The organism is Desulfovulcanus ferrireducens (genome assembly GCF_018704065.1).
GTDB classification, from domain to species: domain Bacteria; phylum Desulfobacterota; class Desulfovibrionia; order Desulfovibrionales; family Desulfonatronovibrionaceae; genus Desulfovulcanus; species Desulfovulcanus ferrireducens.
In genome coordinates, this window is the sequence record NZ_JAGUQP010000001.1 from 69,153 (window position 1) to 92,434 (window position 23,282).

A 23,282-nucleotide genomic window follows, 5' to 3' on the forward strand; every position below is an offset into this window, starting at 1 on the left:
GGGGTTTGGCCACAGACTCTTATACGTATGTATGTCAAGAAAATAGGAGGGGAGGAATTTTTCCTCACTTCTTAACTTCAGAAAACGGAGGTGGAGCATGGTGTGGAATAGAAATAATAAGCAAGGACAGGGACAAGGATGTTGTAGCGGTGGTCAGGGGAAAGGTATGGGTAGAGGCCAAGGAAAGAAAGGCCAGGGCATGGGCAAATGTTGTACTTCTCCTGGTGCTGTGTGTGTTTGCCCTCAATGCGGAGCCGAGGCCCAACACCAGACTGGAGTGCCTTGTGTGGATACTAAATGTCCGTCTTGCGGGGCGCCAATGACCCGTAAGTTTTAGGAGGTAATATGCGCGTTGCAGTTGCCAGTGGCAAGGGGGGCACAGGCAAAACCACTGTTGCTGTTAATCTGGCCAGGTATTTAATAGGAGAAGGAAAAGAAGTCAGCTTTATTGATTGTGATGTAGAAGAGCCAAATGCCCATTTTTTTCTTATACAAGAATTTGATGAGGAATTTAAAGAATACGTGACGGTCCCTGAAATAGATACTCAAAAATGTTTGGGCGAAAGCTGTAAAAAGTGTGTTCAGGAGTGCCGGTTTAAATCCTTGATCTGGATGGTCAGTGAGGTGCTGGTGTTCCCGGAATTATGTCACAGTTGTGAACTGTGTAAGCTTGTTTGCCCTGCTCAGGCTGTGCTGGATGGCCAGAGAGAGATCGGCACTGTTCGTCACGCCAGGAAGGATAAACTAAAATTTTACAGTGGCCTTTTGCGCATTGGCGAAGCCATGGCCCCGCCTTTGATTAGAAAAGTAAAGGAATATGCAAATCCAGGTGATGTGCAGATATTGGATTGTCCTCCGGGGACAAGTTGCCCGGTGATTGAATCCCTGGAAAGGGCGGATTTTGTTGTTCTGGTCACCGAGCCTACTCCATTTGGCCTTAATGACTTGAAACTGGCCGTAGAACTTACCCGCAAACTAAACTATCCTTTTGGGGTGGTCATTAACAGAGACGGTATGGGCGATGATGCTGTTTTGCGATATCTGGATGCGGAAAACATCCCTGTGCTGGCCAGGTTCCCCCATGTGCAGGAGGCTGCACAGGCCTATTCTCAGGGAAAATTGTTAGTGGATGCTTTTCCGGAATTTAAGGGTTTATACCAGGGGTTGTGGATGGAGATTAACAAGCTGACTGATGGTTTAGGGGGAGCACGATGAAAGAGATAGTGGTTATCAGTGGCAAAGGTGGGACTGGAAAGACCAGTATAGTATCGAGTCTGGCTGCTCTGGGGCCCAAAAAAGTACTGGCAGACTGCGATGTGGACGCGGCAGATTTACATCTTGTCCTGCATCCACAAATAAAAGAAAAACACGACTTTATCAGCGGAGAAAAGGCCACTATCGATCCTGAATTATGTATTGAATGCGGAGAATGTAGAGAAAAATGTCGTTTTGGAGCCATTTCTGATAATTTTAAAGTTTTGCCTGAGCATTGCGAGGGTTGTGGAGTATGTGCATATGTTTGTCCTGCAGATGCGGTCAAAATGTCGCCCAGCCATTGTGGTTATTTATATGTATCTGATACCAGGTTTGGCCCCATGGTTCATGCCAGCCTCGGCATTGGTGAGGAAAATTCCGGTAAATTGGTCACTACAGTGCGCAAAAAAGCCGCTGAGTTAGCTAGAGAGTATGGTTATGAGCTAGTACTTGTGGATGGTTCGCCTGGTATTGGTTGTCCGGTCATTGCCTCTTTGACCAATGCTGACCTGGCTGTAATAGTTGTGGAACCGACGATTTCGGCAGAACACGATATGCGTCGTGTTCATGAATTGACACAGCATTTCAATATCCAGTGCCTGGTTATTTTAAATAAGGCAGATATAAATGTTTCTATCAGCGAGCGGATTAAAGATTATTGTCATAAGGCAGAAATTCCCGTATTGGGCACCCTGCCTTATGATATAAAATTTACACGGGCACAGATTGAAGGAAAGTCTGTAGTAGAGTTTGACCCTCACGGTTTGGGAAAAGAAATTGAAAAGATTTGGCAGAAAATGATGAGTTTTTAGGGTTTACATTTAGGGTTTTGCGTTTATTAAGTTCTAAATTTTGGGGCCGATTTACTGCTCATGCAACTATATACTTATACTTTACAATTATATCAGAATGCCGATTGGGAGACCATACTTTATGGAGTCCGTGGCCTAACACTCAGAGGATAATTTTTCATAATTTTTTCAATCTTGATTTCTTTCATGCTGGTACAAATGCCTGGCCCCAGCCCTTTGCAATGCTTTCAAGAAACCAGGATTTCTAATCTGGTAGTCAAAATGTGGTTTGGCCACAGACTCTATAAATTTCAAAATAGCCAAACACTAGACTCTAATAAGCCATTAGAGAATAAATTTTAAATGAGAGAGTTATTAAAGTTAGGAGGAGAAGATATGGCAGAACACAAATGTGGATCATGTTCGGGGGGAGGTTGCGCGACCCAAAAAGAAGATAAGTTACAGAAAAAAATGGGTCGAATTAAACACAAACTGGTTATTTTATCTGGTAAAGGCGGTGTGGGTAAGAGCACGGTTGCAGCTAATATTGCCGTAGGTCTGGCCATGGCGGGACAAAAAGTAGGCCTGCTTGATGTGGATGTGCACGGCCCGTCTATCCCCAGGCTTCTTAGCTTGAGCAATGAAAAACCGCATATTGAAAAGGATTATATTGAACCAGTTCCCTGGAGCAAGAACCTGTGGGTTATGTCACTAGGCTTTATGTTGCCGGATAATAAAGAGGCTGTAATCTGGCGTGGTCCGGTAAAAATGGGTTTGATCAAGCAATTCCTTGAGGATGTGGCTTGGGGGGACCTGGATTTTCTGGTTGTGGATTGTCCTCCGGGCACAGGTGATGAGCCACTGTCTACCTTGCAATTGATAGGGCCCTCTGCCTATGCAGTAATTGTCACAACTCCCCAGGGCGTGGCCATTGACGATGTGCGTCGTTCAGTGACTTTTTGCCACCAATTAGGGAACCCTATATTAGGTATTGTGGAGAACATGAGTGGTTTTGTCTGTCCCAAGTGTGGTGAAAGGGTAGACATTTTTAACTCTGGTGGTGGTGAAGCCCTGGCGAGGGAAATGGGAGTGAACTTTTTGGGAAGCATCCCCATGGATCCTGAAGTGGTAAGGTCCGGAGATGAAGGATATATCTATGTTAAAACCCATCATGAAAGTGAAACAGCCAGGGCTTTAGGGCGGATAATCAAGCCTATTCTGGAGCTGGCCGGGACACTGCAGGAAGAGCAAAAGGATGTTTCTTCGGTAGAAAGCTCACTACCTGAAGTCGAGGGTAAAGAGATCAAAGTAGCAATTCCCACGGCTGGTGGTGAGTTGTGTATGCACTTCGGTCATTGTGAGAAGTTTGCCTTTGTTACAGCGGATACGGAAAAAAAAGAGATCCTGGGCGTGGAATTTTTAACTCCTCCTCCGCATGAGCCGGGTGTTTTGCCCAAATGGGTGAGTGAACAGGGTGCAAATCTTGTTATTGCCGGCGGTATGGGGGCCAGGGCCCAGAGCTTGTTTACTGAGCAGGGAATTAAAGTCGTGGTAGGAGCAAAAGGTGGAAAGCCGGAAGAGATTGTTAAGGCCTACTTGGATAAAAAACTGGAACTAGGTCAAAATGTATGTGACCATTAAATAATTATGTGCGATTATTAAAAAGAGCGGGCTTGCCCCGCTCTTTTTGTTTTTTCTCCTTTCCTCAATTTAGATTTCTTCTCAATCGATTTTTTATAGCTGCAAGAACTTTTTCTGTTATTATAAATAACCTTTGACCTTTTTGACAATATTGTTTAAGTCAATCGCCTGCAAAAAGTGGTATCCGAAATGTTGCATGGATGGGCTGGCGAATTTTAAAGTTAAGTCAATAGGTTAAATTACAACAGTTTTTCTTGATTCGTCACTTAGTTGAAGAACTTTTTTGTAGAAACTGTGGCCATGGCTAAGTAAAGTAAGCTAAGTGAGAATTAAATTTTAGCTCCGGAGGAAAAATGTCGGAAAAAGAAAGAGAAAAAAATTTGATCCAGGAAATCGAAGAAGAGGTTGATGAAACCATTCACCCGTTTTTAGAAAAAATCTTAAATAATATCAAACCAATAGGCTTTGCTATTGCTGCTATTGTTTTGGCGACTGCTTTGTATTCCGGTTATGATTTTTATCAGCAAAGCCAGCAGGAAAAGGCAACCAATGAATTGGGGAAAATTTTAGCTCAAAAGGACGATAAAGCCAAGGTCAATGCCCTAAAAGGTTTTCTGAAAGTTGCCCCTGAAGAATTAAAAATTAGTGCACAATTAGAATTGGCCAGAATTTATATACAAAACAAGGATTACGAGCAGGCCGCCCGGGTTTTCGGTGAATTGGCAACAGCGCAGGATGTGGATGAACATCTTAAACGCGTTGCTGTTTTGGGTCAGTCCAAGGCATTGGAGTTGAACAGGCAATATGCCCAAGCCCTTGAAGTTTTAGAGAAAAATAAAGAAGCTTTTCCCAAGGAATATAATGAGCAAGTAGCGCAGAGAATAGCGTTTCTGGCTGAGAAGACCAAAGATTGGGCCAAAGCTTTGGCTGCTTATGAAGAGTTAAAGGCAAGCGTCCAAGGTGGCGAGACAAAGTTTTTTGACTATAAGATTCAGACACTAAAGAAAAAAATAACCAGTTAGCATTGAGCAGAAATAACTCCTAGGCAGAGGCAGAGAAGAATTGGTATGGCTGGCTATGTGCAATGAGTAAAAAGTGAGGTCAGTTTATGTCACAGATTTTGCTTGAAGACAGAAGTGGCGAAAGGCATCTTCTTCTGGGTAATGAGGCTATTGTGCGCGGGGCCATAGAGGCGGGAATAGCTTTTGTTTCATGCTATCCCGGGACTCCGTCGTCAGAGGTGCCAGATACTTTTTATCGTTTGGCCCCGCAGGGTGATTATTATTTTGAATATTCAGTGAACGAGAAAGTTGCCATGGAGGTGGCTGGGGGGGCAGCACTAGGCGGGGTACCATCTTTGGTGACCATGAAACATGTGGGCGTTAATGTGGCGGCTGATCCTTTAATGACCCTGGCCTATATTGGCACCCCGGGTGGACTGGTAATCTTGAGTGCAGATGATCCCGGATGTCATTCCAGTCAAAATGAACAAGATAACCGTTACTATGCCCGACTGGCTGGCCTGGCCTGTTTGGAGCCGGCAACTGCTCAGGAATGCAAAGACATGACCAAAGAGGCTTTAAGGCTTTCAGTTAAATATGAGCAGCCTGTTCTTTTACGCACCACCACCAGGGTTAATCACTTGCGCGGGCCAGTAGAGTTTGCAGCCATTGAACCGGTTAAAACAGCGGTAGGCAAGGGTGATTTTGCTAAAAATCCCGGACGTTTTGTTCCGGTTCCTGCAGTCGCCAGGGTGCGGCATCGCGTTTTGCTTGAAAAATTGGAAGAATTGCAAAAAGAGGCTGAAAAATCTCCCTTGAACAGGACCTGGGGCACGGGAAATGTGGGAGTTATTGCCTCTGGAATCAGCCGGGCTTACCTCAAGGATATATTGACAGAACATCCGCAATTTAAGTGTAAAGTACTGGAACTCGGGTTCACCTATCCAGAGCCGGAAAAATTGATTTTGGAATTTTTAAAAGGCGTAGAGAAGGTTGTTATTCTCGAAGAGTTGGAGCCTTTACTTGAAAATAAGGTTAGGGAACTGATTCAAAAAAACAGTCTGGATGTTCAGATTTTTGGTAAAAATGATGGGCTGCCTTTGTTTGGTGAATATTCAACAGCGCTTGTTGCTAAAGTTTTGGCAAAGGCTTTAGATAGTGACTTGCCTCAAGTTAAGCCCTGGAACCAGGATGTAGCTGATCTTCCTCAGAGGCCACCTAATTTATGTCCTGGATGTCCACATCGGTCCACTTATTATGCTGTGCGGAAGATATTTGGTGACGACGCTGTTTATTCAAATGACATTGGCTGTTATACCCTGGGCCTTTTGCCACCGCTTAAAATGGCTGACTTTTTGCTGTGCATGGGTTCATCGGTTTCAGCAGGATCAGGCATGGCTCGGGCTATAGGAAAGCCAGTGGTAGCTTTTATTGGTGACTCCACTTTTTTTCACTCCGGTATAACCGGATTAATTAATGCAGTGTATAATAACCATGATCTCTTATTGGTTGTTTTAGATAACAGGACCACTGCTATGACCGGCCACCAGCCCCACCCGGGAGTCGACAGGACGATACATGGCCAAAGTCCAACCAGCCTGGAAATTGAGCCCATTGTTCGGGCCTGTGGGGTAGAGCATGTGCGTAAGGTCAAGGCTTTGAACCAGAATGCTGTGCAAAAGGCTTTACAGGAGTTCAAAGAACTGAGAGGTGTACGGGTTTTAATCGCAGAAGACCCATGCCCTTTATACGCTCGTCGTGTTTTGGGACGTAAATTTACACAAATAGCTTACATAGATGAGTCCTGTGATAATTGCCTGGAATGTGTGCAGAACTTAGCCTGTCCCGCATTTTACGTTCATGAGGGAGAAGTTAAAATAAATCCTGTTCTTTGTATCGGTTGTATGCTCTGCGTGCAGATTTGTAAGCATATTAAAGGTAAAGTGAGAGAGGCGAAAGGCTAATGGGTTAATGGGATAAGAGGCTAATGAGGGTATAACGCCGAAGTCAAATAACGGCGAAGCAAAATAACGAGGGTAGATAAATGAGCTTGATGCGCATCTTTTTTACTGGCGTTGGGGGCCAGGGGACATTAACCGCTACAAACCTTTTGGCCCATATTGCTCTTGATAATGATATCCAGGTGACGGCCGGAGAGATTCACGGCATGGCCCAACGGGGCGGGGTGGTCCATTCTTTTGTCCTTTTAGGTGGTTATTTAAGCCCAAAGATTTCTGAAGCCGAAGCTGATATTCTTCTTGGCTTTGAGCCTTTGGAAACTTTAAGAGCCTTGAGTTTTTTAAAGCCTGGCGGGGTGATCGTGAGTAGTGAAGATCCTATACTGCCTATTAGTGTGGCTACTGGCAAAGAAGAGTATCCCAGTGTGGAAAAGATAAAAGATAGTTGTACTACCTGCACTGGCAAGGCTTATTTTGTCCCTTGTTTAACATTAGCGTCTAAAACTTCTGTCCCTCAGACTGCCAATATGGTCCTTTTAGGTGCCTTGTTTGCGGCCGGCCTTCTTCCTTTTGACTTTGATGCTCTGGCAAAGGGGGTAAAAACATATCTTAAACCTAAAATTGTGGATGTAAATTTAAAGGCCATAGAACTTGGAGCAGAATTTGTGACCCGTAATTCGTGTTCCGGGTAAACTTAATTTAACTGGTTCAATCGATAAAAACCAAAAATAAATTCAAATAAGATAAACAAGGGTAAGATAAACTGGGCTATGGAGTTTTATTCTACATTATATGAGGTCCTTTTGGAAATTGGCTGCCAGGACTCATTCCACGAGAGTCTGGAAAGATTGTTGCAGAATACAGCCAAGGATTTAAATTATAAGCGCATATCATTGGCCATTTTTGATCCTAAAACCCAAAAAATTGAGTTCAGCATCTATGTTGGCCACCAGAAAATACCCAAAGCCTCATATCTTATAGGTCAGGGGATTACCGGCCAGGTAGTTAAAACAGGTAAGCCCATAATTGTTCCGGTTATGAAAGATGACCCCAATTTTTTAAACTTGGCTTTTGGGCGTCCTTTTCAGGAGTTAAGTGAACTATCATTCATTTCCGTCCCTGTGCTTCGAAAAAATAGTGAGGGCGAGATAGAAATCTTGGGCGTTTTAAGTGTAGATATCCCTAAAAAGAACAAGCAAGAGCTTAAGAAGCACTGTGAATTTTTGCAGGTCCTGGCCCTGGTTATTGCTCGTCATACATCTTTCTTACAAGATGAAATTACGCGTCTAAGTGGTCATGCTTATTTAAAAGATTTATCTCACCCGCCTCTTTCCAAGGAACTAGCCCAGAATAAGATTATTGCTACTTCCAAGGTTATGGCCACTATCATGGGCCAAATTATGCAGGTCGCGCCAAGTAGGGCCACGGTCCTTATTCGGGGAGAATCCGGAACAGGAAAAGAGCTTCTGGCCGAGGCCATCCATAATTTAAGTCCACGCAAGGATGCGCCTTTTATTAAACTGAATTGTGCAGCCCTGCCTTCTGAACTTATAGAAAGCGAGCTTTTTGGATATGAACGGGGTGCATTTACCGGTGCCGTGGGGCAGAAAAAAGGTCGGTTTGAATTGGCCCATAAGGGAACTCTCTTTTTGGATGAAATTGGCGAGCTCAGTGCCGAGGCCCAGGCCAAGCTACTCAGGGCCATTCAGGAGGGGGAAATCCAACGATTGGGTAGTGAAAAGTCCATCAAGGTTGATGTGCGTATTATTTGCGCCACTCACCAGCCCCTGGAAAGTCTCATTGAACAGGGGAGATTTCGTGAAGACCTCTATTACCGAATCAATGTTTTCCCCATTTTTATACCTCCGCTTCGGGAAAGAAGAGAAGATATTTTGCCTCTGGCGGAACATTTTCTGAATGTCTTTTGTCAGGAATACGATAAGAATATCAAACGGATTTCTACTCCGGCGATAGATCTTTTAACCCAATATCACTGGCCGGGAAATGTTCGGGAGCTGAGAAATTGTCTGGAACGATCTGTCCTGATTTGTAATGAAGAAGTAATTCGCACCTATCACTTACCACCAACATTACAGACAGCTGAGAGCTCAGCCACTGATACACAACTTCCTTTTGTGGAGGCAGTGGCTAAGTTTGAACAGGAGCTTTTGATTGAAGCCTTAAAAAAGGCCAAAGGGAATATGCTCCAGGTAGCAAGGGATCTTAGGGCCAGTTACAGAGTGATTAATTATAAGGTGAAAAAATATGGAATAAATCCCAAAAAATATGCGTTGAAGTAGAGTGTTTATAACTCTACTCTATTACTTTTGAGCCAGCGACTTTCATTCAATGGGTGAGATTGCCACGGGCAGCTTTGCTGCTCTCGTAATGACTTAGCGCTCATCCTGTCATTGCGAGGAGCGAGCGTGAGCGAAGCTACGAAGCAATCTCAAACTTTAAACTACAAAAAAACACACAATTTAGGTATAAATTATTTTTGTGAATGTAAGCAGAAGTTGAATCTGCCCGTAAATCAGTAAAAAAGTTATAGTGAGGGTCAGGCGAGTGAAGTGATGTGTAGTGGGTGATAAATGGGAAACTTTTAGTGAATCACAAATTTAATTTTTCCTGAATGGATTCCACTTTTTTCTTCAAGCCACCCTTTCTGCCTTTGCGATAGTCGATCTTTAAATTGACATAAATCCGATCGCTATCGGCCTCCATGGCTTTAAAGCATTTGTCCACTACATTCATAACTTCATCCCATTCACCTTCAATACAGCTGCCCATCGGGCCAAGTTCATAATCTAATCCGCTATCCTGGATGATTTTTACCATTTTAGCCACATAAGGACTTAAACTTGCGCCTTTGCCAAGAGGAAAGATGGATAGTTCGGCGATTGTGCTCATTTTTATCTCCTTATAATGCTAGTGCTTCCCGCCAAAGGCGGGAAGCAATAAAAGTTATTGTGGGCTGCAAGTTACGCCTGTACTGTTCCAGTTGCAGTCTACCTTTATATTTTTAACTAAGATTCCAGTTTGGCTGCCAGATATGATCTCACCAGTTTGGGAGTTTGCAGTCAAAGTAACGTTGCTAGTTCCAACTGTGCAAGTTGTAGAATTGGTTCCGTTATCTGCAAATTCGGCAACTAACTCATTCATGCAGTTTTTTATTGTTGCCTCGGCATTGCCAGCAGCGGCTTTTCCTTTATACTTCGTAAACTGCGGTATAGCGATGGCAGCCAAAATACCGATAATGGCCACGACGATCAAAAGTTCCACCAGGGTAAAACCTTGTTCATTTTTCTTGGCAAGTCTCATGAGTCCCTCCTAATTTGATTTTAAAGATTCACCTTTTGATAGTTATTTATCCATTTTTTGTGCCAAAATAAAAGTTCAATTATTTCAATGTGAATAGGAGGGAGGGGTAATGATATTGGGACAATTTATGTTATTTATAGACAAATTTTGTCCGTTTTAAAGTGTTCGCTAAGAACAAGGATTAAGAATAATAATTTTAGGCCAATGATTTAAAGACAATCTTAAGCCGACTTAAAAGTTCGTGCACATCTTCTTTTGTCGTCATTCTGCCCCATGAAAATCTAATGGTCCCTTGGCCATAGTCTTCATTTACATTCATGGCCTTAAGAACATAGCTAAGTTCTTTTTCCCCGGAGGAGTGGCAGGCTGCTCCGGCAGAGACAGCTACTTCATAGCTAATAAGTCCTGAGATTACATCTCCTGCCCGAAGATTTTTAAAACCAATGCTCATAGTATTAGGCAGGCGTGGTGCATTCTGGCCGTGAAGGATGAAGTCGATGTCTAAATTTTTCAGGCCGGATAGAAAAATTTCCCCTAGTTCCTTTTGCCGTTTTATCTCTTGGTCAAGGTCGTTTTGGGCCAAGGCACAGGCCTGACCTAAGGCCACTAGATAAGGGATGTTTTCTGTTCCTGGACGAAGGCCTTTTTCCTGTCCGCCGCCATATAAAATGGGCTTTAAATTTATTTCTTTGCGGATAAATAAAGCACCAACTCCTTTTGGTGCGTAGAATTTGTGTCCGGCTATGGTTAAAAAATCTGCACCCAGGTCTTGGACATCCACGGGGATTTTGCCCGTGGCTTGAGCAGCATCTGTATGGACCAGAATATTTTTTTCTCTGGCCCAAGATGTAATTTCTTTGAGCGGCTGGATAGTACCTACTTCGTTGTTGGCAAGCATGATGGAGATAAGTTTAGTTTTCTCTGTGCAGGATTCTTTTAGAACATCAAGTTTAATTAATCCGTTGTGATCAACAGGAATGATTTTAAGGTCGATTCCTTTCCGGACCAGGGCTCTGGCCGGATTCAATATGGCTGGGTGCTCAATGGCTGAGACAATTAGTTCATCTCCAGGCTCTAAAAGACCTTGCAGTACCAGGTTGTTAGATTCGGTAGCGCCAGAAGTGAAAATTATTTCTTCAAAACTTGCATTGATAAGGTCGGCCACCTGTTGTCTAGCCTTTTGCATGGCTTTTTGGGCGCTCAAACCATAGGAGTGAGTGCAACCAGGATTGCCGAAGTGTTCATTAAAATAGGGAAGCATTGCCTCCATAACCTGGGGATGGGTTGGGGTTGTAGCATTATAGTCAAAATAAAGAGGGCGCATTTTATCCTCCCAAGTGCGTCTGCAAAAACACAAGTTTTTACAGGCAGTTTTGAGTTTTGGGTTATTTAAACCGGATTTAGGCTGCTATTCTTTTCAGAAGTAGTTTAAAAATCATTTCAGGGCTAATATTACGCATACATCTATAGTCATTTTTGCATCTGTCCTGGCCATGTAAAGAACAGGGGCTACAAGGGTTCTGCAGATGAACAACCATGTCTTTTTCTCCTGAAGGGTAAAAGCCCCATTCCTTGCTTGTAGGGCCAAACAAAGCCAGGACAGGGGTGTCTACTGCCGTACCCAGGTGCATGGGGCCGGAGTCGTTAGTGATTAAATGTTGGGACCTGGCAAGGATGGCGATGGTTTGTCTTAAACTTGTTTTATTGGTCAGGTCCTGGGGATGGTCAGGGATAAGTGGTCTTTTATTTTGTCCCAGAACAAGCCAGGACAGGCTATGCCTATCCATCATTTCAATGAGTTTTAGCCAGAATTCTTTTGGCCAGGATTTAGCCGGGTGTGTGGCATAGGGATGGAGACAGATAATAGGAGCTTGTAAACCTTTTCCCGCCACAAATTCCTGGGCCCAGAGATTTTCCTCCTTTCTCAGATAGACTCTGGGACGAAGGTCGGAAATATTTGGTGCGTCGTCGCACAAAGCCAGGGCATAGCGTTGGGGGACATTTAATTCCAGCCTTTTTTTGAGCAGGCTGCTTCTGGTTAATAGATAAGCCCGCCTGGTTAAACTGAATTTTGGATAGGATTTAACAGGTCCGGGCCAGATAGGTTTTAAAATTTTGCTTCTTAAATTTTGATGTAAATCTAAGAGACCAAAATGCGGACAATCTTTTTTTAATTCATTAATCCGTTTGAGCCAAGCCAATAAATTTAAATCTTTGTTGGTTACCGAGATGGTTTTTTGAACATAGGGGTTGTTATCAAGCACAGGAGCAAAGCTTTTTTTGGTCAGAAAATAAAAGTTTAAATTATATTTTTGGCCTAGATAGGCAAGAACTCCTGTAGTTAGGACCACATCTCCCAAGGCGCTAAGTCGTATTACAAGCCAGTTTTGATTTCTTAAATTCATTATTTAGTTCTCAACTTCCTGTTTTTTCAAATTTTAGTGTTAGTTGCTTTACCCCGTACCCCTTAATCCTTACCCCTAACTTCCTAACTTGCCCCTAATTCTAGATATGCCTGCATGAGTTTTTTAGCCACATTTTCTTGGTGAAATTTTTGCGCGTGGCTGTAGCCAATACTGGCCATTTGTTGACGTAACTCTTCATCTTTTATGACTTTTCCCAAGGCCTGGGCTAGTTCTTCTGGACTATGCGGGTCCACATAAATACTACTCGTCCCTCCTGCCTCACGAAAGCAGGAACCTTTGGAGGTAATCACGGGGGTGTTACTAAATAAGGCTTCTAAAATGGGGATCCCAAACCCTTCATAAAGGGATGGATAAACAAAAACAGTTGCTTGTTGATAGAGAGCAGGAAGGTCATTAGTTGGGACAAAGTCTAAAAATTTTACTTTGTTATCTAATTTTAGTTCATGAATTTTTTGAACTAATTTCTGTTTGTAAGTCTTGCCTTGACCCACCAGGACTAGAGGTACGCGTATCTCTTCGGGCACAAGGCTTAGGGCGCGAAGCAGAGTGATTAGATTTTTTCTGGGTGCAAGGGCGCCAACATATAGAATAAAGTTATCGGGCAGGTGATATTTTTTTTTCACCTTCTCTTTTTCCCCGGCGGATACGGGCGCATAAAAATTTGGATCACATGATTGATAGATAACCTTTATTTTTTGCTCATTGATATTAAAATATTCAATAATATCTTTTTTGGTTTGCTCGCTGATAGCCACAATCAGGTGGGCGTTTTGACAGCTTTTCTTATATTTAAAAGTATAGGCAAGGATATCAAACTTTGAATATAGCTCAGGGTGTTTTAAGAAAATAAGGTCATGGATAGTGACCACAAGCTTGGTCTTGTTTGATTTTTTTATCAAAGGTATTTCATGGGATAGCCCGTGGTAGATATGCAGGTTATCTTTTTCTATGATTTGACCCAAGAAAATGCTCCGCCAAAATGGGTGAAACTTTCTAGTCAAAAAATTTTCAGGAGTGCGGACTTGTATTTTATGATGGGCTAGAAGTTTTGTGAATTGTTCTTTGACTTTGGGAGTATATAAAAAGTAATCATGCTCTGGATAGTACTTGGCCAGAATAGAAATGGTCGAGCGTGAATAGTTGCCCAGGCCAGTCCGGTTTAAAAAAAAGCGCTTTGCATCAAATCCAATGTTCATGTTCTAATTACCCAAACTTATTATTTTTGAGGACAGAGGGCCACCTTGCCAGGCAAGGCTTCTATTCAGTCATTAGTCCTTTTCTCACCGCCTCCCATGCGGCCTTAATATCCCTGGCCACAATATCGGGCCAATTAGGTTTTTGGGGAGCAAGTTTCATCCAGGAATCAGTCAAACATGGCAGGTCTAACTTTTCAGCCTCTTTCAAACCGTGACCGGTGAGCACCAGAATAGAGCTCTTAAAGCCACAATTGCGCCCGAAGAGGATATCAGCCTCTTTGTCACCAATTATAATGCTTTCTTTTGGATCAAGGGCAAATTTTTTCTTTAACTTATCCCACATGAGAGTTTTTGGCTTGCGGCAAAGGCAATTTTCATCAGGCCGGTGTGGACAATATTGGGTGGCTGTAAAATTCACCTGGAAAGTATCAAGTAGTTCTCCAAGCTTTTCCTGAACAGCCAGGTAATCTTCTACCTTAAAATATTTTCGGCCAATGCCACTCTGGTTCGTAATCAAAAATAAACGGCATCCTTGTTTTTGCATGGCTGCCAGCGTTGAGCCTGCTTCAGGGATGAGTTCTACTTCTTTTGGGTCGCTAAGATAGTGTTTTTCAAGGATAACTGTTCCGTCTCGATCCAAAAAAACATTTTTGATTTTCATAGCGATTGTCTTTTTTTTGTGTCAGTCTTTGTCTTTGTGGGTTGTGCCTTTGGCTTATCTCTTTTTTCGTTCAGGTCAAGCTTGCGAAAGTGTTTAAAGTAAACTAAAGTAAATTTTCTCTAATATCTTCAGATATAAAAATTTTGTCACTAAATCAGGGGATTAACAAGGGTGCAAACTTTTAGTCATTTCAAACCTTAGCGCAGGTCAGTCATTTTTACATGTGGGAACTAATTATTGCTGTAGCATTGGCCTCGGGTATTTCAGCAGTCTGTTCAGTTGCTGAGGCTGTTATATATTCTGTCTCGTGGACCTTTATTGAACGGTTGAAAGGTCTGGGTCGCAAAAGTGGTCAGGTATTACATGAATTACGTTCGAATATAGAGCAGCCCATCACGGCAATCTTGACTTTAAATACCATTGCTAACACTGCCGGAGCTGCTGTGGCCGGGGCTGCCGCGGCAGAAGTCTTTGGCCAGGAAAATCTTTTTTATTTTTCTATTTTTTTTACTCTTTTTATTCTTATCTTTTCAGAAATTATCCCCAAGACTATCGGGGTTGTCTATAACGAAAAGTTAGCCCCGGTCTTTGCCAAACCTCTTTTATATTTAGTCCTGTTTTTAAAGCCAGTAATAAATCTGTGTCGTTTTCTGGTTAAGTTTATTGAGAAAAAAAAGGTTACTCCGCCCGTTTCGGAAGAAGACTTGCTGGCTGTTATCAGCCTGACTCGTAAATCCGGAGCCATCAAACCCTACGAAGAGCAGTCTATTCAAAATATTTTGTCCTTGGACAAAAAAACAGTCAAGGATATTATGACTCCGCGCATGGTGGTTTTTTCTTTGCCGGCCCACCTGACTGTTGCCGAGGCCAGGAAGGCCAAGACTATATGGCCGCATAGCCGCATCCCTGTGTACGCAGACGATGATCCTGAAGATATTGTGGGTATAGTATATCGTCGCGAGGTTCTGGAGGCTCTGGCTAACGACCAGGATGAGTTAAAGCTTGAGGACTTGATGAAACCTGTTCATTTTGTGTTGGAGAGCTTGACTTTAGATCGCTTACTGATCAAATTTCTGGAGTCGAGGATGCATTTATTTGTGGTTTTGGATGAGTACGGCGGAGTTGCTGGGGTAGTTACTTTAGAAGATGTGTTGGAAGAAATTTTGGGGAAAGAGATTGTGGATGAAACCGATCAAGTAGTGGATATGCGCCAGTTGGCCCGAGAACAGCGTAAGAAGTTAATAGGTAACTGATTTTAGATTCTTTGCTTTATGGACTTAAATTGTGCGTTTTTTTGTAGTTTAAGTTTGAGATTGTTTCGTCGCTTCGCTCACGCTTGCTCCTCTCGATGACAGGCTGAGCGCTAAGTCATTGCGAGGGCAGCGATGCAGCCCGTGGCAATCTCACCCATTGGAAGAGAGTTGTTGGTTCAAAATGCACTTTTATTCCAATATGTTTAATGCAAAACTCAATTAAAAATCGTTCAATTTAGGATGGAAATATAGTTAAAGCCTATATTTCGCATAGAATGTATAGGGGGAGTTGAGAGTGGGTAAAAAAAATAACCAAAAATGGATATATATCGTAGCTTTCGTCCTTGTTTTTTCCGGCATAGGATACTTGGTTTGGTCCGGGCTTTCGCAAAACAGTGTCTATTTTTTAAAAGTTTCAGAAGCCCTGGCCATGGGGACAGAAAATTTAAGTCAGGCGCGGCTATTTGGTAAAGTATCAGCAAAAGAAATTATCAGGGAAGAAAGTGGGTTGGGTGTGACCTTTAACCTGGTGGACAAGGACGATCAATCAAAGTTCATAAAAGTTAAATACTCAGGCGCTGTGCCTGATACTTTTAAGCCAGGTGTAGAGGTGATTGTGGAGGGTAAGATTGCATCAGATGGCCAATTGTTTTTGGCCAAAACCCTTATGACCAAGTGCCCATCCAAATATAAGAAAAAGGCTCCTTAGGGAACGCCCATGCAATCCCGTCAGTGGCGGGATTGATGAAAGAACTGGGGATCAGGATGGGTGAGCCCATCCTCTTTTTTTATATTTAACTAAGCTAAAGTAAGGTGAACTAAAAATGCATTTTATTGCCTTTTTTTCTCTTCTATTATCGCTTTTGGTTCTGATTTTGTTAGGTGGGGCAGGTTTTTATCAAGTATTAAAACGAAATAATGGCCAGAGTGAGTTAAATATACTCGCCTGGATGGAACGGGGCCAGATAGCTTCATTAGTGTTAATTAGCCTAAGCTCTGTAATTCTCTTTTGGGCCTTGGGCATAAGGGATTTTTCCTTTGCTTATGTCCATGATTATACAGATGAGTTCTTGCCTTTATTTTATGCACTGACAGCCTTTTGGGCCGGGCAGGATGGTTCTTTTCTGTTTTGGTCCTGGGTTTTATCTATCCTGGGCTTTTGTTTTATATTTTCACCAACGTATAAAGAACTAGACTCGAAAACCAAGGTCTTCTTCTGGGGATTTTATTTTTTGGCTGAGGCCTTCTTTCTACTTATGCTTACCGGCCCCAGCAATCCGTTTTTAAAAATTGTTCCTACCCCGACGTCTGGTAAGGGCTTGAATCCGCTTCTCCAAAATCCAGGCATGATATTCCACCCGCCACTTTTATTTTTAGGTTATGCTGGCTTTACCATCCCCACTTGTCTGGCTTTTGCCAATTGGGTTACTGGTGACCAATTTTCCTGGATGAAGCAGGGACGTAATTGGATTTTATTCGCCTGGATCGCTTTGAGCGCAGGTATAATCTTAGGCGCATGGTGGTCTTATATGGAGCTTGGCTGGGGTGGATATTGGGCATGGGATCCGGTTGAAAACGCATCGTTAATACCCTGGTTGATAAGCACGGCCTATTTACACACAGCTGTAATCGGCCGTCAAAAAAGAGCCCTGGCAAGGACCAATTTATTTTTTATGGCCTTAAGCCTTATTAGCTGCTTTTTTGCCACTTTCTTGGTGCGAAGCAACGTTATTGATTCATTGCACGCCTTTGGCAGTAAAGGAGTAGGAGTTCCCCTTTTATGGTTGATGTTTCTTTCGTTTCTAGTCACATTTTTTCTAATGTTCACAGTAAAAGAAAACAGTAAGGCGATGGATGCTCCCCTGAGCAGGCAGGGAGCCATGCTTCTTTTTAGCTGGCTCTTTATAGCTCTAGGGTTGATTGTCGTTCTGGGAACCATGTGGCCTGTAATCTCCAGCCTCTGGACCAGTAATACAGTAGGTCTTGAGGCCGGTTTCTATAACCGAGTCTGTCTGCCTTTATTTGTAGTTATGTCCCTTCTCCTTTGTATCTGTCCCTGGCTGAAATGGAAAAAGGGGCTAACGGATCCGAAATTTGGTTTTATAATAGCACTTTTTTTGCTCTCCAGCTTTATAGTTCTGTGGATATCAGGAATTAGAGACATCTTACCCCTTTTGGGTGCCGGTTCAGCCATAACTATTTGCCTGTCTATTGTACTCCTTTTTATCCGCCAGCAGGCATTAAGGAGACAAAGGGTATATTGGGGTACTTATGGAGTACATCTGGGTATAGCCTTGATCGTTCTGGGCATTTCTTTTTCTGGTCCGTATAAACAGGAAAAAGAAGTTATCTTATCCCTGAATAAAACAATGTCCATAAAAGAATATGAAGTAAAATACATCGATTTTAAAGAAAAATTTACTCCAGGCATGGCCATTTACGAGGCTAAGCTGGAAGTTTATAAAGATGGAAAAAAAATCGGGGAGCTATTTCCGCAAAAAAGGATTTATCGCAATTTCGAACAACCATTTGCCGAGGTTTCTGTCTTGCCCTCTTTGGGTGATGAACTTTACGCTACCCTTTTAGGTTTTGATGAAAGTAAGGTTATAAGTCTGAAAATTAGTGTCAATCCCCTGATTAACTGGATTTGGATTGGCGGGACCATTGTCTGTATTCTTGGCTTCTTAGCGATGAACAGGAGAGGGAAGTTGAGAGCTTAAAAGATGAGTGTAAAAGAATTCAAATCTGTTGCCAGGGCCAATACCCCTAAGCCTGACGCAGAGCTCCCGGCCAGGCAGTTGTTGGTCAGCTTAAAAAATATAGCTCATTTTTTTGGCCAGAGATTGATTTTTAAAGATATAAATCTGGAAATCCTCTCCGGACGTGTTTATATTTTGGCCGGACCCAATGGCGCGGGTAAATCAACATTGCTTAAAATTATGGCCGAGATCATTGAGCCCAGCCAAGGAGAAGTGAGGCTCACACTTCCCAGGGAGCAGATTGCCTATCTCGGGCATCAAACTTTTATTTATTCTTCTCTTTCCGCCCTTGAAAACCTTAACTTTTGGAATTCTATGTATGGCTTGAGTCTTAGTGAAGAAGAACTTGTTCAGATATTAAAACGCGTTGATCTGGGGCCATTTGTATATGAGAAAGCAGGAAATTTTTCTCGCGGGATGGCCCAGAGGCTCAGTCTTGCCAGGGTTATCATGCTAAAACCCAGGCTTCTGTTTTTAGATGAACCAGGCACCGGTTTGGATAAAGACTCCCGTGATCGTTTGATTTCAGAGATCGAAATAGCCCGTAACGATGGCGCAGGAGTTGTTTGGATAAGTCATGATATTGAAGAGTTTTCCTTTTCTGATCATATCTTTTTTCTTCAGGGGAAAAAGATTGTCTTTTCCGGACCAAGCGAGGATTTTTCTTTAGAGGGTGCCAATGACTCTTAAAACCTGGGCTATTGTCCGCAAAGACCTGCAGCTTATCTTCTCTGGTGGAGGAGGGCTGGTTCAGGCCGTTCTTTTGGGGTTGCTACTCATTTTTGTCTTTAGTCTGGCCAATCCTGTGGGCGAAAAGGTTTCGCCTCAGGGGGCGGCAGCCATCTTCTGGCTGGCTTCAAGCTTTGCCCTTATCCTTGTATTTAATACTTTGTATTCTGTAGAGGAGGAAAATCTCTCCCGCATTGGTTTGATTTTGGCTCCAATTCCAGTGCAAATGATCTGGGTAGGCAAGGCTGTGGCCGGAGCTTTGCTCCTGCTCTTGGCCCAGATAGTTTTTTTGCCAGCAGTGGTCGTGTTTTTAGGGCAAGAAACCCTGATTTCCTGGCCAAAGGCCCTGGTTTTACTTTTGGGCGTAGACTGGGGGTTAGTTAGTATAGGCTCACTTTTAGGTGCTGTTTCTCAAGGCCATAATACCAAGGACTCTCTTTTGAGTATTATAGTTTTTCCTCTTCTTATCCCGCTTCTTCTGGCCGGAATTCGTCTAGGTGCTTTATATTTTGGGGCAACCTTAGAGAGTCCCGGGTCCTGGTTCGGCCTTATTTTTTCTTTTGACGCCCTGTTTACCGGAGCTGCGCTTATTTTATTTCCTTTTATCTATACCGGGGAATAGAGAGCCTGTGGCCAAATCCTATTTTAATCGTTGATTGAAAGTCTTGATTTCTGAAATGCATTACAAATGGCTTGGGTAACCCAATCTTAGTGAAGCTTGCGCAGAAACAGAGCATCGGGAGGAATGGGGTAAATATTTTGCGATGCTGACCATAACTATCGGTAATAAAAAGAATATTTGTTTACCCAAAATATCCCATTATGCTCTGTCCGCAAGCAAGATTTAGATTGGTCCAAGTCTTTGTACCAGCATGAAAGAAATCAAGACTATAATAAACCATGGAAATGTTGATAAAAAGGTTCGGCCACAGGCTCTAGAGTCGGGGTGACGAACAGGGCGAATGGGAAGAATGTAGAGGAATTTGGGAAGATAAGTTAAGGGATTTACAAAGTTAACAAACTCAAAAGGAGTGTAGTTTGTCCGCAACACTTGCAGTATTAGCTTTGATTGGCCTGATTGCATCCCAGTATTTCATCTGGGTCTATGCTCCACTAGAAGAAACAATGGGTTTAGTACAAAAAATATTTTACTTTCATCTTCCTCTGGCTTGGTGGGCCTTGTTCAGCTTTTTTGTGGTTTTTGCGGCAAGTATTTTATTTCTGTTAAAAGAGGATAGTAAATGGGATGCCTTGGCGGGAGCTTCTGCGGAATTTGGCGTGGTGCTCAGTACCTTGGCCTTGATAAGCGGATCTCTTTGGGGTCGCGCTGCCTGGAATACATGGTGGACCTGGGACCCGCGCTTGACCACGACTTTAGTCATGTGGTTTGTCTACAGCGGATATTTAGTTTTACGAACTGCCCCCTTAAATGAACAGAAAAGGAAAAAAATTTGCGCTGCTTTGGGTATAGTTGCTTTTTTGGATGTCCCCCTGGTCTTTTTTTCGGCCAGGCTTTGGCGTAGCATTCATCCTGCTGTCTTTGCTGCTAAGGGGGGAGGATTAGAGCCTGAAATGTGGCATACTGTAATTATTTGCGTTATTGCTTGGGGTTTTTTGACTTTATCTGTTATTGGGCTGCGTTGGAGACAGATTATAGTAGAACAGAGAGTAAAAGATTTAATCAAGTTTTGATGTTACATTTTAGAGCCTGTGGCCAAACCATATTTTGATTACCAGATTTAGAAATCAGGATTGAAAAAAATGAAATATTGTCCTTTTAAGTAAGGCTTGGCCACAGACTCTTTAGCGTTCAACTTTTAACTTGGGAGTAGTGGGGAGAGAAGTGAAGTATTTGATTATTAGCAATGTAATCATTTGGCTGGGAATCGGTGGCTATCTATTTTTTCTGGCCACCAAGGCAAAAAAGTTAGAAAGAAAACTTAAGCAATTGGAGTTATTAAATAATGAGTAGGGCATTGAATCTAATAAATGTTCAAAAAACTGTAAGTCTTTTTGGTTTAGGGTGCTTGCTTCTGATTTTTGTTTCTTCACTTGTTTATAGAGTAAAATCCCCTTCTCTGACTCTTGTTGTCCATAACAAGCAGGAACAGGCCCAGAATCCCATGATGGAAATAGTCACTCTAATGCAGACGCTGGAAAAAGAACCTAATAATATCCAAGTCTTAACATCTCTTGGAAACAGATTTATGTATATGCGTGCTTGGGAAAAGGCCATGGATTTTTGGGGCAGAGTTTTAGCCATTGAACCAGAGAATAAAATGGCTTTGAATCAGATAGGTGTCTGTTATTTTGAGCTAGGTAAATATCCACAGGCAAGAGATACATTCTTAAAATTAATTAAAATTGATAACAAAAATTACAGAGCTTACTATAACCTGGCTATCATATACAAATATTATCTAGATAACAAGGATGAGGCCAAGAAGTATTTACAAAAAATCTTAGACATGCGACCTGACGATAAAGAACTCTTAGAAGCAGTGCAAAGAGAAATGCATAGTCCAAAAAAAGATTAATTTTAGATTTTGGCAGGTTACCTGATGCAACTGCAATAATTAAAATTTTACAGTTTTGACAAACATCTTCATCTTGTAACCTGTTCAAATGATTCAACATTCATCATTCAAAATTCAACATTGCCTGCAAAAAGCCCCTTTTTGCAGGCGCATCTTACCTGTTTGTGAAAGAATTAAGATAACAAGAACAGGATAGAGGACTGAGGACGTTGAAAATACTTTTATGGCAGAAAATTCAAAGATGTTGAGTTTTTTTTGATGAAGAGCCTGTTTTTTTGAGGGATACTGGGGCTCAAGGAAAGAATGCTTGGAGGATAAGAAATCAAAAAATTTTATAGTCTTGATCTTGTGTCATATCTAAAGCCGTGCTGACAAAATTAAAACTCTAAATAATAGTTCCTCAACCCAGACAGTTTGTTTGACAGGTATTATTGCTTGATGATAGCTACGCAGCACTCAGTAACCGAAGGTGAATAGAGGGCTTGATGCTCTAAAAATATCATAAAAATCTTAGGAGGTTAAGATGAACAGAATTTTTGCAGGCAAGATGTTGGGCCGCTTATTTTTATCCGTGGCCCTGGTTGTCCTTGGTGCAGGCTTGGTTTTTGCTGGGGAAACAATCAAAATTGGTGTGGCAGGTCCGCATAGCGGCGACTTGGCCTCTTATGGTTTGCCTTCAATAAATGCAGCAAAATTGGTGATTGACAAGTATAACGCTAAAGGTGGCATTTTAGGTAAAAAAATCGAAATTGTTAAAGAAGATGATCAGTGTAAACCCGAGTTGGCAACTAATGTTGCTACAAAGCTTGTTTCTGATGGTGTTGCTGGGGTAATTGGGCATATTTGTAGTGGTGCTACAAAGGCTGCTTTGACTATTTATAAGGATGCTAAAATCGTAGCTATCTCTCCTGCTTCTACCAACCCACCGCTCACTCAAAGCGGCATGTATCCCAATTTCTTCAGAACCATAGCTCCAGACGATGCCCAGGCAAAACTGGATGTTGACTTTGTCTTGAATTATTTAAAGGCGAAAAAGGTTGCCATTATTCACGACAAGGGTGATTACGGCAAGGGACTGGCAACAATGGAGAAAAAGTTTATAGAGCAGGATGGTCGGGCTAAAGTAGTTCTCTTTGAAGGTGTGACCCCGGGCGGTGTTGATTACTCAGCAGTAGTACAAAAAATCAAAAGGGCAAAACCGGATGTCGTGCTTTTTGGCGGTTACCATCCAGAGGCATCTAAAATTGTGACTACAATGCGTAGAAAAAGAGTCAAAATTCCTTTCTTGGCAGGTGATGGAGTAAAAGATATATCTTTTATTAAAGTAGCTGGTAAATATGCTGAAGGCGTTTACGCGTCTGGACCAAGAGATGTTTCCAATAATCCGGAGTATAAGGAAGCAGTTAAAGAACACAAAAAAGTTTTTGGCACCGATCCTGGACCTTTCTTTGAAAATGCTTATGCAGCAACAGAAGCCCTGTTAAATGCCATTGAGAAGGCTGGTTCAACAAAATATGAATCTATTGTAAAAGTTTTACGTACTCAGTATGTAAACACCCCATTAGGCAAAATTAAATTTGATGCAAAAGGTGATGCTGAAGGCGTAGGATTTTCTGTTTACCAGGTTCAAAATGGTAAATTTGTAGAGGTTAAATAGGTATAACCATTGATGACTCTGATGCGTCTATCCTACCTTGAACGGATGGGCGCATCATATTTTATACCTAAGTACTTATGTCTCAACCAATAACTTAA

23 protein-coding genes are annotated in these 23,282 nt (G+C 42.3%); 17 read left to right on the forward strand and 6 right to left on the reverse strand.

All coding sequences use genetic code 11. The annotated features are described in order from the left end of the window. Positions 1–97 precede the first annotated feature (97 nt). The 8 genes from KFV02_RS00330 (at position 98) to KFV02_RS00365 (ending at position 8,945) form a co-directional block, all read left to right on the forward strand. Positions 98–337, forward strand: a complete 240-nt coding sequence (locus KFV02_RS00330) for a hypothetical protein (RefSeq protein WP_252379541.1) — start codon at positions 98–100, stop codon at positions 335–337. Positions 338–345: 8 nt separating this feature from the next. Beyond that, positions 346–1,215, forward strand: a complete 870-nt coding sequence (locus tag KFV02_RS00335; protein ID WP_289509920.1) for a P-loop NTPase — start codon at positions 346–348, stop codon at positions 1,213–1,215. After that, positions 1,212–2,066, forward strand: coding sequence for an ATP-binding protein (locus KFV02_RS00340; protein ID WP_252379542.1), 855 nt, complete (start codon positions 1,212–1,214; stop codon positions 2,064–2,066). Before KFV02_RS00335 ends, KFV02_RS00340 begins: the two co-directional genes overlap by 4 nt. Before the next feature lie 375 nt (positions 2,067–2,441). After that, on the forward strand, positions 2,442–3,686 hold the full coding sequence (locus KFV02_RS00345) for an iron-sulfur cluster carrier protein MrpORP (RefSeq protein WP_252379543.1): 1,245 nt from the start codon (positions 2,442–2,444) through the stop codon (positions 3,684–3,686). Between the two features lie 353 nt (positions 3,687–4,039). Beyond that, positions 4,040–4,708, forward strand: a complete 669-nt coding sequence (locus KFV02_RS00350; protein WP_252379544.1) for a tetratricopeptide repeat protein — start codon at positions 4,040–4,042, stop codon at positions 4,706–4,708. A gap of 86 nt (positions 4,709–4,794) precedes the next feature. Then, the gene (gene iorA / locus KFV02_RS00355) at positions 4,795–6,651 is read left to right on the forward strand and encodes an indolepyruvate ferredoxin oxidoreductase subunit alpha (RefSeq protein WP_252379545.1); all 1,857 of its coding nucleotides are present in this window, start codon (positions 4,795–4,797) and stop codon (positions 6,649–6,651) included. An 80-nt stretch (positions 6,652–6,731) separates the two neighbouring features. After that, positions 6,732–7,337 (forward strand): indolepyruvate oxidoreductase subunit beta, encoded by a 606-nt coding sequence (locus tag KFV02_RS00360; protein ID WP_252379546.1) that lies wholly within the window; start codon positions 6,732–6,734, stop codon positions 7,335–7,337. Between the two features lie 78 nt (positions 7,338–7,415). Then, the gene (locus KFV02_RS00365; protein WP_252379547.1) at positions 7,416–8,945 is read left to right on the forward strand and encodes a sigma-54 interaction domain-containing protein; all 1,530 of its coding nucleotides are present in this window, start codon (positions 7,416–7,418) and stop codon (positions 8,943–8,945) included. 310 nt (positions 8,946–9,255) lie between these two features. On the opposite strand, the gene KFV02_RS00370 is transcribed toward KFV02_RS00365, so the two are convergent. The 6 genes from KFV02_RS00370 to KFV02_RS00395 form a co-directional block, all read right to left on the reverse strand. Further along, a complete protein-coding gene (locus KFV02_RS00370) occupies positions 9,256–9,555 on the reverse strand; it encodes an MTH1187 family thiamine-binding protein (RefSeq protein ID WP_252379548.1) in 300 nt (99 codons plus the stop codon). A gap of 54 nt (positions 9,556–9,609) precedes the next feature. Further along, positions 9,610–9,966 carry a type IV pilin protein gene (locus KFV02_RS11395; RefSeq protein WP_289509924.1) on the reverse strand — a complete coding sequence of 119 codons (357 nt, stop codon included), beginning with the start codon at positions 9,964–9,966 and terminating at the stop codon, positions 9,610–9,612. A 196-nt stretch (positions 9,967–10,162) separates the two neighbouring features. Beyond that, the gene (locus tag KFV02_RS00380) at positions 10,163–11,290 is read right to left on the reverse strand and encodes a cysteine desulfurase family protein (RefSeq protein WP_252379549.1); all 1,128 of its coding nucleotides are present in this window, start codon (positions 11,288–11,290) and stop codon (positions 10,163–10,165) included. A gap of 76 nt (positions 11,291–11,366) precedes the next feature. Beyond that, on the reverse strand, positions 11,367–12,371 hold the full coding sequence (locus tag KFV02_RS00385; protein WP_252379550.1) for a glycosyltransferase family 9 protein: 1,005 nt from the start codon (positions 12,369–12,371) through the stop codon (positions 11,367–11,369). Between the two features lie 83 nt (positions 12,372–12,454). Beyond that, positions 12,455–13,588 (reverse strand): glycosyltransferase family 4 protein, encoded by a 1,134-nt coding sequence (locus KFV02_RS00390; RefSeq protein ID WP_252379551.1) that lies wholly within the window; start codon positions 13,586–13,588, stop codon positions 12,455–12,457. Between the two features lie 61 nt (positions 13,589–13,649). After that, complete coding sequence (locus KFV02_RS00395) at positions 13,650–14,249, reverse strand: D-glycero-alpha-D-manno-heptose-1,7-bisphosphate 7-phosphatase (RefSeq protein ID WP_252379552.1); 600 nt, start codon at positions 14,247–14,249, stop codon at positions 13,650–13,652. A 221-nt stretch (positions 14,250–14,470) separates the two neighbouring features. On the opposite strand from KFV02_RS00395, the gene KFV02_RS00400 reads away from it, so the two are divergent. The 9 genes from KFV02_RS00400 to KFV02_RS00440 all read left to right on the forward strand — a co-directional run bounded on the left by KFV02_RS00400 (position 14,471) and on the right by KFV02_RS00440 (position 23,184). Further along, positions 14,471–15,502, forward strand: a complete 1,032-nt coding sequence (locus KFV02_RS00400) for a hemolysin family protein (protein WP_252379553.1) — start codon at positions 14,471–14,473, stop codon at positions 15,500–15,502. 295 nt (positions 15,503–15,797) lie between these two features. Then, complete coding sequence (locus KFV02_RS00405) at positions 15,798–16,211, forward strand: cytochrome c maturation protein CcmE (protein WP_252379554.1); 414 nt, start codon at positions 15,798–15,800, stop codon at positions 16,209–16,211. A gap of 115 nt (positions 16,212–16,326) precedes the next feature. After that, entirely contained in the window at positions 16,327–18,222 is a 1,896-nt protein-coding gene (locus tag KFV02_RS00410) for a heme lyase CcmF/NrfE family subunit (protein WP_252379555.1), read from the forward strand. Positions 18,223–18,225: 3 nt separating this feature from the next. Continuing rightward, the gene (locus KFV02_RS00415; RefSeq protein ID WP_353617273.1) at positions 18,226–18,951 is read left to right on the forward strand and encodes an ABC transporter ATP-binding protein; all 726 of its coding nucleotides are present in this window, start codon (positions 18,226–18,228) and stop codon (positions 18,949–18,951) included. Further along, positions 18,941–19,612, forward strand: coding sequence for a heme exporter protein CcmB (locus tag KFV02_RS00420; protein WP_252379556.1), 672 nt, complete (start codon positions 18,941–18,943; stop codon positions 19,610–19,612). Before KFV02_RS00415 ends, KFV02_RS00420 begins: the two co-directional genes overlap by 11 nt. A gap of 416 nt (positions 19,613–20,028) precedes the next feature. Further along, positions 20,029–20,682: a cytochrome c biogenesis protein gene (locus tag KFV02_RS00425; protein WP_252379557.1), complete on the forward strand. Its 654-nt coding sequence runs from the start codon at positions 20,029–20,031 to the stop codon at positions 20,680–20,682. Positions 20,683–20,833: 151 nt separating this feature from the next. Then, positions 20,834–20,962, forward strand: a complete 129-nt coding sequence (locus KFV02_RS00430; protein WP_353617274.1) for a CcmD family protein — start codon at positions 20,834–20,836, stop codon at positions 20,960–20,962. After that, entirely contained in the window at positions 20,955–21,527 is a 573-nt protein-coding gene (locus tag KFV02_RS00435) for a tetratricopeptide repeat protein (RefSeq protein ID WP_252379559.1), read from the forward strand. The genes KFV02_RS00430 and KFV02_RS00435 overlap by 8 nt, the downstream gene beginning before the upstream one ends. Positions 21,528–22,074: 547 nt before the next feature. Continuing rightward, positions 22,075–23,184 (forward strand): branched-chain amino acid ABC transporter substrate-binding protein, encoded by a 1,110-nt coding sequence (locus tag KFV02_RS00440; protein ID WP_252379699.1) that lies wholly within the window; start codon positions 22,075–22,077, stop codon positions 23,182–23,184. The last annotated feature ends 98 nt before the right edge of the window (positions 23,185–23,282 follow it).